At 43.0% G+C, this 16,957-nt stretch carries 14 protein-coding genes; 6 read left to right on the top strand and 8 right to left on the bottom strand.

Annotated features, from left to right (window positions below; translation table 11 throughout):
* Positions 1–21: 21 nt before the first annotated feature.
* Together DW862_RS15135 and DW862_RS15140 are read left to right on the top strand one after the other, a co-directional pair.
* Positions 22–1,017 (top strand): M28 family peptidase, encoded by a 996-nt coding sequence (locus DW862_RS15135; RefSeq protein WP_120069110.1) that lies wholly within the window; start codon positions 22–24, stop codon positions 1,015–1,017.
* A gap of 22 nt (positions 1,018–1,039) precedes the next feature.
* On the top strand, positions 1,040–1,465 hold the full coding sequence (locus DW862_RS15140) for a SufE family protein (RefSeq protein ID WP_004316653.1): 426 nt from the start codon (positions 1,040–1,042) through the stop codon (positions 1,463–1,465).
* Positions 1,466–1,480: 15 nt separating this feature from the next.
* Here the strand turns inward: DW862_RS15140 and DW862_RS15145 are convergent, their stop codons facing one another.
* From DW862_RS15145 to DW862_RS15165, 5 genes are all read right to left on the bottom strand, one after another.
* Positions 1,481–2,260, bottom strand: a complete 780-nt coding sequence (locus DW862_RS15145) for a CPBP family intramembrane glutamic endopeptidase (RefSeq protein ID WP_087317830.1) — start codon at positions 2,258–2,260, stop codon at positions 1,481–1,483.
* A 139-nt stretch (positions 2,261–2,399) separates the two neighbouring features.
* Positions 2,400–3,380, bottom strand: coding sequence for a bifunctional riboflavin kinase/FAD synthetase (locus tag DW862_RS15150; protein WP_087317831.1), 981 nt, complete (start codon positions 3,378–3,380; stop codon positions 2,400–2,402).
* Positions 3,381–3,390: 10 nt separating this feature from the next.
* Positions 3,391–4,014: an HAD family phosphatase gene (locus tag DW862_RS15155; RefSeq protein WP_074560097.1), complete on the bottom strand. Its 624-nt coding sequence runs from the start codon at positions 4,012–4,014 to the stop codon at positions 3,391–3,393.
* Positions 4,004–6,709: a calcium-translocating P-type ATPase, PMCA-type gene (locus DW862_RS15160; protein ID WP_087317832.1), complete on the bottom strand. Its 2,706-nt coding sequence runs from the start codon at positions 6,707–6,709 to the stop codon at positions 4,004–4,006. Before DW862_RS15160 ends, DW862_RS15155 begins: the two co-directional genes overlap by 11 nt.
* A 90-nt stretch (positions 6,710–6,799) precedes the next feature.
* Positions 6,800–7,975, bottom strand: coding sequence for a HAMP domain-containing sensor histidine kinase (locus DW862_RS15165; RefSeq protein ID WP_074560103.1), 1,176 nt, complete (start codon positions 7,973–7,975; stop codon positions 6,800–6,802).
* A gap of 223 nt (positions 7,976–8,198) precedes the next feature.
* On the opposite strand from DW862_RS15165, the gene rd reads away from it, so the two are divergent.
* Positions 8,199–8,363, top strand: coding sequence for a rubredoxin (gene rd / locus DW862_RS15170; protein WP_004306971.1), 165 nt, complete (start codon positions 8,199–8,201; stop codon positions 8,361–8,363).
* 158 nt (positions 8,364–8,521) lie between these two features.
* On the opposite strand, the gene DW862_RS15175 is transcribed toward rd, so the two are convergent.
* Positions 8,522–10,219, bottom strand: a complete 1,698-nt coding sequence (locus DW862_RS15175; RefSeq protein WP_008026180.1) for a Na/Pi cotransporter family protein — start codon at positions 10,217–10,219, stop codon at positions 8,522–8,524.
* A gap of 82 nt (positions 10,220–10,301) precedes the next feature.
* On the opposite strand from DW862_RS15175, the gene DW862_RS15180 reads away from it, so the two are divergent.
* Together DW862_RS15180 and DW862_RS15185 are read left to right on the top strand one after the other, a co-directional pair.
* Positions 10,302–11,975, top strand: coding sequence for a nucleoside kinase (locus DW862_RS15180; RefSeq protein WP_008016291.1), 1,674 nt, complete (start codon positions 10,302–10,304; stop codon positions 11,973–11,975).
* Between the two features lie 220 nt (positions 11,976–12,195).
* A complete protein-coding gene (locus tag DW862_RS15185) occupies positions 12,196–12,597 on the top strand; it encodes a hypothetical protein (protein ID WP_008026182.1) in 402 nt (133 codons plus the stop codon).
* A 4-nt stretch (positions 12,598–12,601) separates the two neighbouring features.
* Here the strand turns inward: DW862_RS15185 and DW862_RS15190 are convergent, their stop codons facing one another.
* Both DW862_RS15190 and DW862_RS15195 read right to left on the bottom strand, forming a co-directional pair.
* Positions 12,602–13,912, bottom strand: a complete 1,311-nt coding sequence (locus DW862_RS15190; RefSeq protein WP_008026183.1) for an acetylxylan esterase — start codon at positions 13,910–13,912, stop codon at positions 12,602–12,604.
* Between the two features lie 16 nt (positions 13,913–13,928).
* On the bottom strand, positions 13,929–15,302 hold the full coding sequence (locus DW862_RS15195) for an aminopeptidase P family protein (protein ID WP_015531661.1): 1,374 nt from the start codon (positions 15,300–15,302) through the stop codon (positions 13,929–13,931).
* A gap of 138 nt (positions 15,303–15,440) precedes the next feature.
* Here DW862_RS15195 and rpoN point away from each other — a divergent pair, with 138 nt between their 5' ends.
* Positions 15,441–16,925: an RNA polymerase factor sigma-54 gene (gene rpoN / locus DW862_RS15200; protein ID WP_049701192.1), complete on the top strand. Its 1,485-nt coding sequence runs from the start codon at positions 15,441–15,443 to the stop codon at positions 16,923–16,925.
* Positions 16,926–16,957 lie beyond the last annotated feature (32 nt).

Here is a 16,957-nt window from a genome sequence, read left to right on the forward strand (position 1 = left end):
GCCCTAATAGATAAAAGGACGATGAAAAAGAAAACTATGATAGTATTAATGAGTGCCTTTTTGTTATTATCAGCATTCTCTTGCGGAGGAGGTAATAAGGCAAATAGTACGAGTGAACAAAGCGAAGAGACAGCAGTGAATGTACCTCAATTTGATGCGGATAGTGCTTATTTGTATGTAAAGAATCAGGTAGATTTCGGGCCTCGTGTTCCTAATACAAAAGAACATGTTGCCTGTGGCAATTACCTTGCCGGTCAGTTGGAGGCTTTCGGTGCTCAAGTGACTAATCAATATGCAGATTTGATTGCTTATGACGGAACGTTGCTGAAAGCGAGAAACATTATCGGTTCTTATAAGCCGGAAAGCAAAAAACGAATCGCTCTGTTTGCGCACTGGGATACACGTCCATGGGCTGATAACGATCCTGACGAGAAGAATCATAATACTCCGATTTTGGGTGCCAATGATGGTGCCAGTGGTGTAGGTGCCTTATTGGAAATAGCTCGCCTGGTCAATCAGCAACAACCGGAGTTAGGTATCGATGTTATTTTGCTGGATGCAGAGGATTATGGTGCGCCGCAGTTCTATACGGGGCAGCATAAAGAGGAATTCTGGTGTCTCGGATCACAGTATTGGGCACGCAATCCTCATGTACAGGGATATAATGCACGTTTTGGCATCCTGCTCGATATGGTGGGCGGTGAAGGTAGCGTGTTTATGAAAGAGGGATATTCTGAAGAATTTGCTCCCGATATAAATAAGAAAGTCTGGAAAGCGGCGAAGAAGATTGGCAACGGGAAGACGTTCATGGATGGTAACGGAGGATTTGTTACCGACGACCATCTGTTTATTAATCGCTTGGCACGTATTAAAACAATCGATATTATTCCATATAATCAGGAGGGTGACTTTACTCCAACATGGCATACCGTCAATGACAATATGGAGCATATAGATAAGAATACGTTGAAAGCAGTAGGCCAGACGGTATTGGAAGTGATCTATAATGAGAAATAACAGGATTAAATAATTATTTATAATGTCAATTAATGAATTACAGGACGAAGTGATTGCAGAATTCAGTGACTTCGACGATTGGATGGACCGTTATCAACTACTTATTGACTTGGGAAATGAGCAGGAACCACTTGAAGAAAAATATAAGACGGAACAAAATCTGATTGAGGGATGCCAAAGTAGGGTGTGGCTTCAAGCGGATGATGTAGATGGTAAAATCGTTTTTAAAGCGGAAAGTGATGCTTTGATAGTCAAAGGAATTATTGCCTTATTGATTAAAGTCCTTTCAGGACATACTCCTGATGAAATCTTGAATACAGATCTTTATTTTATAGACAAGATTGGGCTGAAAGAGCATCTGTCGCCAACGCGTAGCAATGGTTTGCTGTCGATGGTGAAACAAATACGAATGTATGCATTGGCATTCAAAGCAAAAGAGGGGAAGTGAAAAACTTCCCTTTTTTTATGGTTGCTTTCTGGAAGTCAGATTGTTCATGGTCAGTATGGTGCAGATAAGTAGCAGGACTGAACCGAACAGAGCGACGAGATACGGGGTGCCGTTAATCAGGTCATCCATATTTTCGGCTTCGGGATATTTAATACTAAGATATACGGATAGCGAGTTATTGAGCACGTGCATGAGTATACACGGTATCAGGCTACCTGTTTTGTAATAAGTCCATGCCAGCAGGATACCGATTAGAAATGCCGGAAGGATCTGGGCCGGATTTATATGAAAGACGCCGAACAGAAGCGCGGAAATCAGAATGGCTTTAGTCGGATTGTATTGTTGAAGTAAAGCGCGGGTGATTGCTCCGCGAAACAAGATTTCTTCAAGCACAGGACCGATGATAGCTATTGCAAGAATACCGCCCCAACCGGATTGAAGAATGTCGAAAGATTGCTCCATGATGTTGGGTATCCAGTCTAGCAGTCCTATAAGTGCAGATACCAGAAAGCCAGCGGTGAGAATAGCCAGCCCGCTACAAATTAGGAATGGCACTGATACAGGCGACCATGTCGCTTTCTTTTTATTGATATAGCCGGCTTTCCATAGATAAATACCCATCATAATCTGACCGGCTAACTGGGCCGGAATCATAATCATTTGCGTCAGGGCAACCTTATCCAAATCTCCTGTGGTGACTAACAAATAGATCGTACAGGGAATCATAATCAGGATAGGGGCGACAATCTGCGCAATGAGAAGGTCTATTAATATCAGTTTGATAGCCGTTTTCATTGGTCTTTAGTTAGTTGTAAAGAAACTATAGATAAACATAGCTAACATCGAAATAGCTATTACCACCAAAGAGATGCTCATAAATGACTTTTGCATAAGAATCTATTTTTAAATTATTATTGTTCGGTTATTGTATTATTTATTTTGTTTCTCTGCTGTTACTGTTTGCCTTGCTGGCAAGAAGAATAGCTTCCGTCTCTTCTGCATCTTTATGGAGTTGCACTATTAACTCGTCGATACTGGAGAATTTCAGTTCGGGACGCGTCCGTTTTACAAAAGTAAGCCGGATGAATTTATCGTATATGTCCGAATGGAAGTGAAGGATATTCACCTCAATGGTCCGGTTGGGCCCATTATCAATCGTCGGGCGGACACCTATGTTCAGCATCCCCATATATGTCTTTTTATCGAATGTCACCCATACGGCATATACACCGTCCGCGGGGATCAGTTTATCAGGATCATCCACGCTTAAATTGGCCGTTGGAAAACCTATTTTGCGGCCTACCTGATAGCCGCCTACTACTATTCCATCCAGGAAATATTCATATTTCAGGCAATCGGCAGCCAAGTCTACTTCTCCTTGATGAAGAAGTTTGCGGATCAGGGAAGAACTTACCGGAACATTGGGTACGTTCTCTATTTCTATATTGCTGGTATATGCTTTGGCGCGGATCACTTCTATGCCAATTTCTTTCCCATAGCGTACATAATCCTCGAAACCTTCGCTGCGGTTGTGCCCAAAACGATGGTCATAGCCGATAACCAGGTATTTTACCTGGTAACGTTCTTTTAACAGCTGCGTCATGAACTCTCGGGCAGTAAGCCGGGAAATTTCTGGAGTGAAATCAAGCATCAGACAGTAATCTACCCCGATGTTTGCCAGCAGCCTTATTTTTTCTTCCGGGGTAGTCAGAAGTTCCGGACGATAATTCGTGTTCATCACTTTGCGGGGATGAACGGGGAAAGTAACCAATGCAGAGCGTAGACCTTTGGCGGCGGCTATCTCTTTCACTTGCTGAATCAGATAGCGATGTCCTGCATGTACTCCATCAAAAAAACCGATGGTAGCTACACTGGGTTCCGGGTTAATAGCCGATGTGTCACGTATAATCTGCATATCTCTAAAATTATTTGCTGTTGAAAAGATGGCTCCAGTCTTCGCCTTCTTTTGCTGTGTAAGTGGAAATTCCTAAATTCTGGGCTGCCTTACAGTTCATCTCGGAATCATCGATGAAGAGTGTTTCTTGCGGCTCGATACCGGCATCCTCTATGATTGCCTTGAAGATTTCCGGTTCGGGCTTGGCCATTTTCATTTCAAAAGAGAGATATGTTTTCTCAAAATAGTCTTCCACCTTAAATGTGCGGTAGGGAAACAGATGAATACATGTCCAGTCCCAGTGGATTTGGTTAGTATTGCTCAATAAATAAACGACATATTTCTCACGTAATTTTAATAATAAATCGAGTTTGTGTGTCGGTATGTCTACTAAAAAACTATTCCAGGCTGCATCTATTTGTGTGTCGCTCACTGCTTTGCCTATCATTTTACGAACTCCGTCACGGAATTCGGCGGGGGTAATCAATCCTTTTTCCTGTTGCATCAGGAGTCCGTTCGGATTATGGATATCCAGTAGGTCCTCCACGTTCCGGAGCCCTAATTTCTGAAAGTTCTCAATGCAACGTTGGCGGTCGAGATTGATAAGTACACCACCCAAATCAATAAGAAGGTTTTTTATTCCTTTACTTTTCATTTCTGTTTTTTTTGTGAATAATACGTTGAACAAGGCGAATAAGTTCTCCAACCCATAACACCGTGGACGAAACGCCTATAATAAGAAGCCAGGTTTGCCAGTTGAGCGGCTCCGTACGGAATACAGCTCCACCGAACTGTACGATCAGGAATTGTCCGGCAAGAATAGCCAATACAATAAGTTCCATACCATACGATTTGGAAAGTCCCTTGAATGCCGAATCGGTAGTGCCGAATACACGGGCATTGAACAGATTCCAGAATTGCAGCATGACAAAGAAGGTGAAGAAAATGGTCAGGTTGTGTATATCCATACCTTCCGTGCTGTGGTCGAAATAATAAATCATTCCGAGCAGTACGATGAGGAAGATGGAGCCTACACCTAATATATTAGACCGCATTGCCTTACTGATAATAAAATCAGTGCTTCGACGGGGTTTCTCAAGCATCACGGTTTCGCTGGGCGGAATGGAAGCAAGTGCCAAAGCGGCAAAAGTGTCCATAATCAGGTTCACCCATAACATTTGTGTGACAGTTAGCGGAAGTTCCGTACCGATCACAGAACCTAACAAGACAATGAGCAGTGCTACGAAGTTGATCGTCAGCTGGAAAACAATGAAACGCTGGATATTCTTATACAGGGAGCGTCCCCACATAACGGCAGTTCCGATACTGTTGAAGGAGTCGTCGAGCAGGGTAATATCGCTGGCCTCTTTGGCTACAGAAGTACCTGTACCCATTGACAAACCTACTTGGGCATGATTCAAAGCCGGGGCATCGTTGGTCCCGTCTCCGGTTACGGCTACGACTGCTCCTTTTTGTTGAAGCAGCTGCACCAGGCGTTGCTTGTCAGTCGGGCGGGCGCGGGACATGATTTTTAAGTCCATCACTCTATCCAATGCTTCTTCATCGCTCAATTCAGCAAATGCAACACCGGTGATTCGATTTCGTTCGGTATCTGTTTCGGGGTTCCAAAGACCTATCTGGCGTGCGATTTCCGTTGCCGTTCCCGGAGTATCACCGGTTACGATCTTGATGCCGATACCTGCGGACTGGCATTTAGCAACCGCAGCAGGTACGTCCGGACGAATCGGGTCGGAGATGGCAACTACTCCCAAGAAATTCAGGTCGTTGGCTGAAACCAGCTCCGTACAATCGTTTGGCTCATTTTCTCCGACAATCTTGAATGCAAATCCAAGTGTACGCATAGCCATATTCTGATAGCTCAAAAGTTGTGCTTCTACTGTGGAGCGATATTCTACGGCGTCCACTCGTCGTCCGTCCAAGACTACTTCTTTACACTTGCCCAAAACAATTTCCGGGGCTCCTTTTATATAAAGTATTTTTTTTCCGATTAATGGAGATTCAACAAGAGTTGCCATGAATTTCCGTTCGGTAGAGAAGGTGAGTTGGTCGAGGATATGTGCTTTCTCGCGAAGTTCCAGATAATTTCTTCCCTGCTTGTTCAGCCAGAGCAATAAAGCTACTTCGGTGGGATTTCCTACTCCTTTCGGTTTCTCATCGGTCGTTGACTCTTCGAGGAAAGCAGTTGAGTTAGCGCTTATTCCTTCTGCAATGAGTGTGCTGATATCATCATCGGACAACGCACTGCCATTTTTGATGCCGTAAAAATTGGGTTCGTGCACTTGCATCAGGTTTTGAGTCAGTGTACCGGTTTTATCCGTACAAATCACAGTGATGGCTCCCATTGTTTCGCAGGCGTGCATTTTCCGCACCAGGTTGTTGGTAGAAAGCATGCGGCGCATATTCAATGCCAGACTAAGAGTGACGCTCATTGGCAATCCTTCGGGCACAGCTACCACAATCAGCGTAACTGCCATCATAAAATATTTCAGTGTCCGTTCGAAAACAGGAAGCCACTCATGCCATCCGTTCAGTGAACCGAAATCAAAGAATAACAATACGTCTTTGACAAAGAAAATAAGGAAAGCGAGACCGGCAACGGTAAAACCAATCTTTCCGATGAGGTTTGCGAGTTTGGTCAACTGTATGTTCAGCGGAGTAGGTTCGAGATTGTCTTCCGTGCTCTGTCGGGCTACTTTCCCGATTTCAGTAGCATCTCCCACGTGCAGCACGCGCATGGTGCCATGACCGTCCACCACTGTCGTTCCACGCATCACCAGATTGGAAGCATAAGTTGCCTCTTCATCAAAGTCAGCTTCTACAGTTGTTTTATTAATAACGGGTTCGCCTGTCAGATTAGATTCGTTTACTTGCAAAGAGATAGCTTCCAGTAATTCTCCATCGGCAGGAATTTCTTCACCGGTTTCCAGAATTACAATATCACCTACCACTATGTCTTTGCGGGGAATTTCCTGTACACGTCCGTTTCGGATCACTTTTACCAATGTTTCTTCATTGACTGCATTCAGCAGATCAAACTTTTTGCTGGCATCATACTCGAAAAAGAAACCGATTCCGGTGGCCAGTAAGATAGCTGCTATAATTCCGATTGTTTCAGCGTATTCGTTCTCGATGATGGAAATGATTAGCGAGAATACGGCTGCTACTAACAGTACGCGTACAACCGGGTCTTCAAATTTTTCCAGATAAAGTTTCCAGAGGGAAGGACGCTTGGGAGGTGTTAACAGGTTAATACCATTTTTCTCCCTGCTTTGTAGGACTTCGTCATCCGTAAGTCCTAAATGATAATAGTCATTTTTATTTGTACTCATGCAGATACATGCGTTTAGTTTGAACCGCAAAAATACAACATAAAATTGTGATAAAATGTTTAATTAAAACTTTTTATGAAGTCGAATTTGTTACCGTGGTTTACCACATGTGCGATAAGGAATTGTAAACCAGAATGTAGAGCCTTCACCTTCTACGGAATCCGCACCAATCTGACCGCCTAGTTTCGTGACAATGGTTTGAGAAATAGAGAGTCCCAGTCCGGCTCCTTTCTTATCTTTGTTCAGTTTTACAAAGCGCTCGAATACATCCGGTAGTTTTTCTGCCGGAATTCCGGCTCCGGTATCTTTTACATAAAAGTAAAGTTCGGTATCTCTTGCCTCATATCCGATGCGGATACTACCTTCATGGGTGAATTTAATGGCATTACCGGCAAAGTTGGAAAGCACCTGTGCCACCCGGTTGCGATCCGTTTGAATTATGCACGAAGAACGAGACGGTTCTGCTATAATTTGTATCTTTTCTCCAGCGTCATTGACTCTCATCTGGAAAAGTTGTTGTAAATCTGAAAGCAACAGATTGACGTCGACCGTTGTCTGTACAAATTCCAAGGTTCCGGCTTCGATTTTGGACATATCCAGAATGTCGTTGACCAACTGCATCAGGAGATCAGCATTCATTTTTATGATTTCCTGGTATTGAGCCTTTTCCTCTTCGGTATTTGCACTGCCCAATATCTCTGCAAATCCGGTAATAGCGTTGAGAGGAGTACGGATCTCATGGCTCATATTGGCTAAAAAGGCAGATTTTGAAATATCGGCTTTTTCAGCTTTTTCTTTGGCTAGTCTCAATTCATTTTCGGCCTGTTTCCGTCGGGTGACGTCATGTACGGTGATAACCATATTCTCTTCTTCATTGAGGAGGAAATAGGAACCGGATATTACTGCATCACATTCCACAGTCGTATTATCAGATGTGACTACGGATAAAGTTGCTTCGAGATCCGTGAAGTTCCGTCTCTGTTCGAAGGCCTGGCGTATGGCAGTACGTATCGGACAGGAACCGCAGAAACTATGTGTGCCGCAGCCTCCTTCGGCAGCCAATGCGTTACGGCATTGCAGCAGGTCGCCCACTCTTTTTTCTTCTGTTCCTTTTCTGGTTCCGGTTTTTTGGTAATAGTTGGTCTTCAGTACTTTAAAATCGTTGTTTATGAGGAGAATAAAGGCATGTACATTCTTTAAAACGGCACCGGCGATATGGCTGGTACGTTCCAACTTTCTGGATTCACGGAACAATCGTTGTTGCATCCGCAAGCATTTCCTGCGTTCCCATAAAAAACTGATTAGTAGGACTGCGCATAAAACTATTAAAGTTGACAATAGTGCTATAAGCATAGTTTAATATTGTTGTTTTAGCTTGATAATATGACTACAAAGATAGCTTTTTTCTTTAGTTTGGAAAATAGTGTTGAACAAATATCTAGCTATTTGTGTTATATTATTCAGAAAACCATTTAAAAATACGAACGTTATGAAAAAGTACATTTGCACGGTCTGTGAATATATTTACGACCCCGAACAAGGAGATCCGGAAAGCGGAATTGAACCAGGAACAGCATTTGAAGACATTCCAGATGATTGGACTTGTCCATTATGCGGAGTCGGCAAAGAAGATTTTGAACCGTACGAAGGATAAAACCAAGAGAGAGAGAATTATTAAGAGGAAAATGGCCGGGTGTATAGATATATGCCCGGTCTTTTTTTATTTTTGGGAGGATGATTTAATTTAAAAAGGAGAATCAATTATACTATGATAGACTGATTCTCCTTTTTTTATGATTCAATTAAGCGCTCTCAAGAAGCTTTTTTCTCTTTCACATCGCTGCTGGCTTCCACTACATTCACTATATAGTCGCCTAGCTTTTCACATTCGGCAATAATATCCATGTAATAAACCCCCATCTGATAATCATATTCTTTGTTGTTTACGTCCAGAATGTTCTGATTCTTCAGTTGGTTACGGTAGTTATTAATTTCATTTTCGATGTTAAAGGACTTGTTGATATCGATGCTCTGATGTTCCGGCTTTTCTACTACCACAATCATTTGAGCAAGTGCATCGTTAGTCAGCTTCATCATGAAATGAATATGCTCATATTGTTTCTCGGTAAAGTCCTGGTTGGTTTGGCGTTTCCGGTTGATGGTACGTGCCAGGTTATAACAACTGTCGCCGATACTTTCAATTTCCGTCACTTCACGCAGCATGGCACGTATCTGTAATTTACTTTCAGAGCTTAACCGACCTTCAGATACTTGATTCAGGTAGTTGGCTATTTCAAGTTCCATGTTGTCGCTGATATTCTCATACTTCTCGATCCGGCTGAACAGCTTGTTGAAATCGTCATCCTTTTCTGTGTGTAGCAAATCCTGCACCATGCCGAACATCCGGTGTGTACGTTCTGCAAAAAGATGGATTTCTTTGCGTGCCTGAAGGATAGAAAGTTCAGCGGTAGAAAGCATACCACCGGTGATAAACCGCAAACGGGGCTCTTCATCTTCTTCTTTGGGGTGGATAAGAGCACATACGGTACGTTCAATCAGTTTAACCGCCCATATCAGAATACATACATTACAGATATTGAAGATTGAGTGGAAAGCAGATAACTTGTAGGAGATGGCAACTTCCGGATTGTTACTTTGGAAAAAGGTATCTACTACCCAGTTTACCAGTTCCATGAAAGGATGGAAGACAATCAAGACCCAGATAACACCGAACACGTTAAAAACAAAATGGGCCAATGCTGCCCGCTTAGCCTGTGTATTGGCTGTAAGTGCGGCAAGATTGGCCGTGATAGTGGTTCCGATGTTTTCTCCCAAAACAAGTGCTGCTCCCAGTTCCAGACTGATCCATCCGTTGGCGCACATAATCAATGTAATTGCCATGGTGGCGGCGGAGGCCTGTACAATCATCGTCAATATAGTACCGATGAGTAAGAACAGAATGATGGAGAAGAATCCCATGTCCGTGTAGTTCTGTACGAAGGCAAGCATTTCCGGGTTGGCATTCAGGTCGGGCGCGTTTGCTTTCAGATAAGAAAGCCCCATGAAAAGGAAAGAAAAACCGAAAATGAATTCACCGATGGACTTGCGGTTGCTTTTGCCGGAGAAGATGAGCGGAAGGGCGATGGCTAAGAGCGGGAGAGCGAAGGCTGCCATATCAACCTTAAATCCGAAAATTGAAATGATCCAGGCAGTCACGGTAGTACCGATATTAGCACCCATAATGACGCTGATGGATTCGGCAAGTGTGAGCAATCCGGCGTTTACGAAACTTACGACCATCACTGTCGTTGCTGAAGAAGACTGGATAAGAGCTGTTATCAACACTCCTGTTAAAACTCCCGTTACCCGATTGGTAGTCATTGCCGTTAGAATACTTCGCAATCTGTCACCCGCGACCTTTTGTAAGCCCTCGCTCATAATCTTCATTCCGTAAAGGAAGAGTCCTAATGAGCCTATGAGCTTTAAAAAATCATAAAAAGAATATTCCATCTATAATATTTTTAATGGTTATTTGTTCTCTATCTGATTATAAGTATATTAGTCCCAAATTATTCACCTTTTAACGAACTCGATGAAACAGATGTTACAAATATGTTGCAAAAATAACAATATTTCCAAAGAATTCCCTATCGGAAGCTCACTTTTGGATATTTATTACGGTTTTAATCTTAATTTTCCTTATCAAGTAGTAAGTGCCAAGGTCAATAATCGCTCCGAAGGACTTAACTTCAGAGTTTATAATAATAAGGATGTAGAGTTTTTGGATGTGAGAGATCAGTCCGGTATGCGTACGTATGTCCGTTCGCTTTGTTTTGTCTTGTTTAAGGCTGTCACGGAACTGTTTCCCGACGGAAAATTGTTTGTAGAACATCCTGTTTCAAAAGGCTATTTCTGCAATTTGCGGATTGGCCGTCCCATCGAACTGGAAGATGTGACACGCATCAAGCAACGGATGCAGGAGATTATCGCGGAGAATATTTCCTATCATCGCATCGAATGTCATACGGCTGAAGCTGTGCGTGTTTTCAGCGAACGGGGAATGAATGATAAAGTGAGATTACTGGAAACTTCCGGTTCGCTCTATACCTATTATTATACATTGGGTGATACCATTGATTATTATTATGGGAATCTGCTACCCAGTACCGGATATCTTAAATTATTCGATATCGTGAAATATTACGATGGATTGCTCCTTCGGATTCCGAGCCGGGAAAACCCGAATGTGCTTGAAGATGTGGTGAAGCAGGAAAAAATGCTGGATGTCTTTAAAGAATATCTGAACTGGAGTTATATCATGGGGCTTAACAATGCCGGAGATTTTAACCTGGCCTGTGAAGAGGGGCATGCAACCGATCTGATAAATGTTGCAGAAGCACTGCAGGAGAAGAAAATAGCCCAGATAGCCGATACCATATTCCATCGTGGTGAAAACGGTAACCGGGTAAAACTGGTATTGATTGCCGGACCATCCTCTTCGGGAAAGACAACTTTCAGCAAACGGCTTTCTATACAGCTAATGACCAATGGACTGAAACCATTCCCGATCTCTTTAGATAATTACTTTGTGGATCGTGAAGAGACTCCTCTGGATGAAAACGGAAATTATGATTATGAATCACTGTATGCACTTGATTTGGAACTGTTCAACCAACAGTTGCAGGCACTCCTGCGCGGTGAAGAGGTCGAACTGCCTCGTTTTAATTTCTCCCTTGGCAAGAAGGAGTATAAAGGTGATAAACTGAAAATAGAAGATAATACGATTCTGATTCTGGAAGGTATTCATGCCCTGAACCCGGAACTGACGCCGCATATACCGGCTGAACGGAAATTCAAGATTTATGTTTCGGCATTGACCACCATCTCTTTGGATGACCATAACTGGATTCCGACAACTGACAACCGTCTGTTGCGTCGTATTATCCGTGACTTCAATTATCGGGGATATTCGGCACGTGAAACGATATCACGCTGGCCGAGTGTACGTGCCGGTGAAGATAAATGGATTTTTCCCTATCAGGAGAATGCCGACGTAATGTTTAATTCAGCGTTGCTTTTTGAGTTTGCAGTACTCCGTTTGCATGCCGAACCTATTCTGATGGGTGTACCGCGCAACTGTCCTGAATATTGCGAAGCATACCGGTTACTTAAGTTTATCAAATATTTTGTTCCTGTACAGGATAAGGAGATTCCGCCTACGTCTTTACTGCGCGAATTTTTGGGAGGTAGTAGCTTTAAATATTAAGTAGAAAAATTAGGATATATTCGTTATTTGTACTTTCTTTGCAGAAAATATGAATTACCTTTTGTTGTAGTAAGGCAAGAGAACACAAAATAAACAATATTTGAATAGGATTCTTTAGGGGAGAATACTGTATAATGACTGTTATACTAAACTATAATATTGAACCTTTGGTTACTTTTGCTGTTATAAAAGGACTACATGCAACAAAAAAAATGTGAATATGATTTTTTATAATAGTCTTTTAGCAAAGTGGTTCTTGGGAAAAGGAAAGAAACACTATTTTATGTTAGGCTGGTTTTTCTTTACCCGGTATAAATATCTGGAAGTTTGGGAAGATATGGAGTTACGGATACATGCAAAGCAATATTGGGAATGCTTTTCTCTGACTCTGATACCAGCGTTGATTTTGTCATTACTGTTTTCATGGTGGTGTATGATACTACCATTCATAACTTATGACCTCCTTTATTGGTTTGAAAAGATCATCTACCACCATTCAATATTTAATTGGGAGGCGATAAAGCATAGCGGCGATACGCTTTATCTCCGAAAGAGAAAAGCGTATGCCTGGAAGAAAGGTTACGGGAAAAAAGAGTTGCCCGTATCCAGATGGAATGATTGATTCTTTATTTCAAATGCTTCTTTATCCAAAGCAGATGTCCATATTCTGTATCGTTGGAGGTCCAATGCTCATTAATAGGAGTAATCAGGGCTTCTTTCGGACAGTTTAGTACATTGTATACTATATAGCTGGTAGTCGGAGGACATACATCGTCATTGAATCCCCATGTTATATAGGTGTCTGCTTTTATCAATTTAGCAAAGTTCACTACATCATAATAGGCCATTGTCTTTATTTTTTCGGGGGTATCCATATCCACCGAATTTCTAAAGAAATGAGGATAGCCACCGGCACGTCCGGCTTTATAGCCTGCCATATCGCTTAATGCAGGATGATTGGCGACACAAACTGTCACCCGTTCATCCAGTCCGGCAGCGATTAATGCCAGGGCGCCTCCCTGACTACCTCCTTGTGCGATTACATTTTTGCCATCCCATTCCGGCAGGGAAGTCAGAAAGTCGATACCGCGTACACAGGCCAGATATACCCGTTTCATATAATAATTATCACGACTGTCGAGCCCGTTGGTCAGATAGCCGTTTTCTCTGCCATTGAAAGCGTTGCTGATTTCTTTAAATTCTTCATCAGTCATTTCCGGATTCAGGCCGTGTATCTCGAATTCAAAACGGATGCATCCTTGCTCCGCATAATATTTATGGCGTAGAGGTTCTTTGATGGTTTTGATGCCTGCTCCCGGAGGGCACAAGACAACCGGAAACTTTCCTTCTTTTTTCGGATAGAATAAATATCCGTAGACGCATTGCCCACGTTTGTTCAGTTGCAATTTTACGAGATAACAGTCTATTTTATCAGTGGAATATTTTTCGACATGTTCTTTGGTATACGTTAGGGGAAATTCCTTTTGTTCCGCTTTTGCCTTTTCCCAAAATTCCTTGAAATCGGAAGGCATGGTGGTATACGGACGAAGTTTTTCCGGTGAAAATCCTACTTTGATATGATGTGAATAGGTCTTTCCATCTACGGTTGCTTTCAGGCGACAGTCGCGGAATCCCGGCTCTTTCATTGTGCCCACAGGAATCACTCCCCTGCCATTCTTTAAAGTTACACTTCCTTTGGTATCGGCAACAGGCATCATATCACCACCTATTTCATAAGTGACGGTTACGTTATCTCTGGGGATACCGTATTTATAGAATTGTACCTCCACAGTTGCTTTTTCTCCTGTTTTATAAAGCCAGTCGGCATGATTGGGTACGGTGACCCAAAGCACATCGCTTTTATAAGGATAGTTTTCAGCTACGGCGGATAGCAAGGTAAGTGACAATAGCCATACAGATAAAAGTAGTCTCTTCATGGTGTTATTCTTTGTTTTATCTTAAAGCTTCCACCTCTTCCGGTGTCAAAGGAATCTTCTTACCTAATCGGCGGGCGCCGGTTTCTGTAATCAGATAATCTTCCTCATTGCGGATACCACCGAAGTCCTTATAAGTTTCCACTACATCATAATTGATGAAATCGGTAAATTTCTTTTCTCCTTTCCACATGTCGATCAGTTCCGGAATAAAATAAATACCCGGTTCTACCGTGTGTACAAATCCCGGTTCCAACGGAATGGCGAGACGTTGCGATTTGCGACCGAACTGTGTGCTCTTCGGCTGGCCGTTATATCCTACCCATATCTCTCCCAGATTCTCCATATCGTGTACATCCAATCCCATCATGTGACCTAATCCGTGAGGATAGAATAACGCATGAGCACCTTCGCGGACCGCATCTTCCGTATTTCCTTTCATCAATCCGAGTGCCTTCATACCGTCTACCATGACACGGGCAGACAGTTCGTATACCTCCATATAAGGAATACCCGGACGGAGGGCTTTTACAGATTCCAGATGCATCGCATTCTGAATCTCGTATACTTCGCGCTGGCGGGCTGTAAACTTTTTGTCGGCAGGAATGGTAGACGACATATCGCCTGCATAGCCTGATTCTACTTCTGCGCCTGCATCAATTAGGAATAAATCACCCGGTTTTACTTTATTTCCATGATAGTGGTTGTGTAAAGTCTGTCCGTTGATAGTGGCAATGGTGGCAAAAGAAAGCTGGCAGTTGTTAGATTCGGCCACCCGGTTCATTTCCGCTACCACTTCGTATTCATACATGCCCGGACGGAGCACTTTCATGGCGGTGATGTGCATATCGGCAGTTACATCGCAAGCCTTCTCTATTTCTACAATTTCTTCGGCAGATTTGTAATTACGTTGGGCTATAACGGCACGGATGAATGGAACAGAACCTTCCTGACGTGTAGGGGGAATACCCAACCAATCCATCAGTTTCAATTTATGCTCGGGACGGTAAGGCGGCAAATAATGAACCGCTTTCCCTTTCTGGACGCACTTGTGGAGATAGCTTGTAATTTCTGCGGACGGCATCAGATTTTTTACGCCCACACGTTCGCATTTTTCGTGTAGTGTAGGTTGCGATCCCATCCATACGATTGCGTCGATAGACAGTTCATCTCCGAAAATGATTTCTTTGTCTTCATCAATATCAATAATAGCCGAAAGGCCGGCGCATGAAAGTCCGAAATAATAAAGGAAAGTAGAATCCTGACGATAACGGAAGGTGTTATCCTCGTAGTTTAGTCCGCACTCGTCATTTCCGAGAAATAACAATACCCCGGAGCCTAAATTCTTTTTTAGCAGGGCTCTTCGCTGCATATACGTTTCTTTGGCAAACATATTGTCCTAATTTTTAAGTTCGTGCAACAAAGATAACGAATTTTGTGTTATAGGATTAAAAATTATCTCCCTAATCTGTGTAATCTCTCGTTAAAAAGTTACTTTTGTAGCGAGAAATAGTAGAAAGCAAAAACGAATATGGCACAAGGTTCCCGTCAAATACAATCTCAGGCGCAACAGCAGGTACAAACGCTCTCGCCCCAGCAGATTCTGGTCGTGAAACTGTTGGAGCTTCCCGCAGTAGAGCTGGAAGACCGTATCCATGCTGAACTGCTTGAAAATCCGGCACTTGAAGAAGGTAAAGAAGAAAACACTGCGGATGAGTATGCTGATTCCGACACTACGGAAGATGGCATGGATAGTGATGCCAACGATTATGATTCTTTGAGTGATTATCTGACTGAAGACGATATTCCCGATTATAAATTACAAGAAAACAACCGTTCGAAAGATGAACAGGCGGAGGATATTCCGTTCTCCGATTCCACCTCTTTTTATGAAATCCTGAAAGAACAGCTGCGTGAACGCAACCTGACTGAACATCAGTGTGACCTGGTGGAGTATCTGATCGGTTCATTGGACGATGACGGACTGCTCCGTAAGTCATTGGAGAGCATCTGTGATGAACTGGCGATTTATGCCGGCATCGAATCGACAGAAGAAGAACTGGAAGAAGCACTCTGTATCTTGCAGGACTTTGATCCCGCTGGTATCGGTGCCCGTAGCCTTCAGGAATGTCTGTTGATACAGATTTGCCGGAAGAAGGATGAAGAGAAGAAGCCCAACCCGATACTGGAGCTGGAAGAACGTATCATCAGAGAGTGTTATGAAGAATTCACCCGTAAACACTGGGAGAAGATAATAAAGAAACTGGACATTGATGAAGAGACTTTCCAGGAAGCTCTTAATGAGATAACCAAGCTGAATCCCCGTCCGGGTGCTTCTTTGGGAGAAGCGATCGGCAGGAATCTCCAACAGATAGTTCCCGACTTTATCGTGGAAACGTATGATGACGGAACCATCAATATAAGCCTCAATAACCGTAATGTCCCCGAACTCCGTATGAGTCGCGACTTCACGGAAATGGTGGAAGAGCATACCAAAAACAGGGCTAATCAATCAAAAGAATCCAAAGAAGCGATGATGTTCCTGAAGCAGAAAATGGATGCGGCACAAGGATTTATCGATGCTGTGCGGCAGCGTCAGAATACCCTGATGACTACCATGCAGGCTATCATTGACTTACAACGTCCTTTCTTCTTGGAAGGAGACGAATCTCTGTTGAAACCGATGATTTTAAAAGATGTGGCCGAACGTACCGGACTGGACATTTCAACGATCTCCCGCGTGAGCAACAGTAAATATGTGCAGACAAATTACGGCATCTATCCGCTCAAATTCTTTTTCAGTGATGGGTATACCACGGAGGACGGTGAAGAAATGTCTGTCCGTGAGATACGCAAGATTCTGAAAGAGTGTATTGATGGGGAGGACAAGAAGAAACCGCTGACAGATGATGAATTGGCGGACATCTTGAAAGAGAAAGGTTATCCCATTGCTCGTAGAACGGTAGCCAAATACCGTCAGCAGTTGAATATTCCGGTTGCGCGACTTCGAAAATGAGAACGAATATAAAGTATTAAGTATTAGTGCTG

This window comes from Bacteroides sp. AM37-9 (assembly GCF_003603455.1).
Classification (GTDB): domain Bacteria; phylum Bacteroidota; class Bacteroidia; order Bacteroidales; family Bacteroidaceae; genus Bacteroides; species Bacteroides xylanisolvens.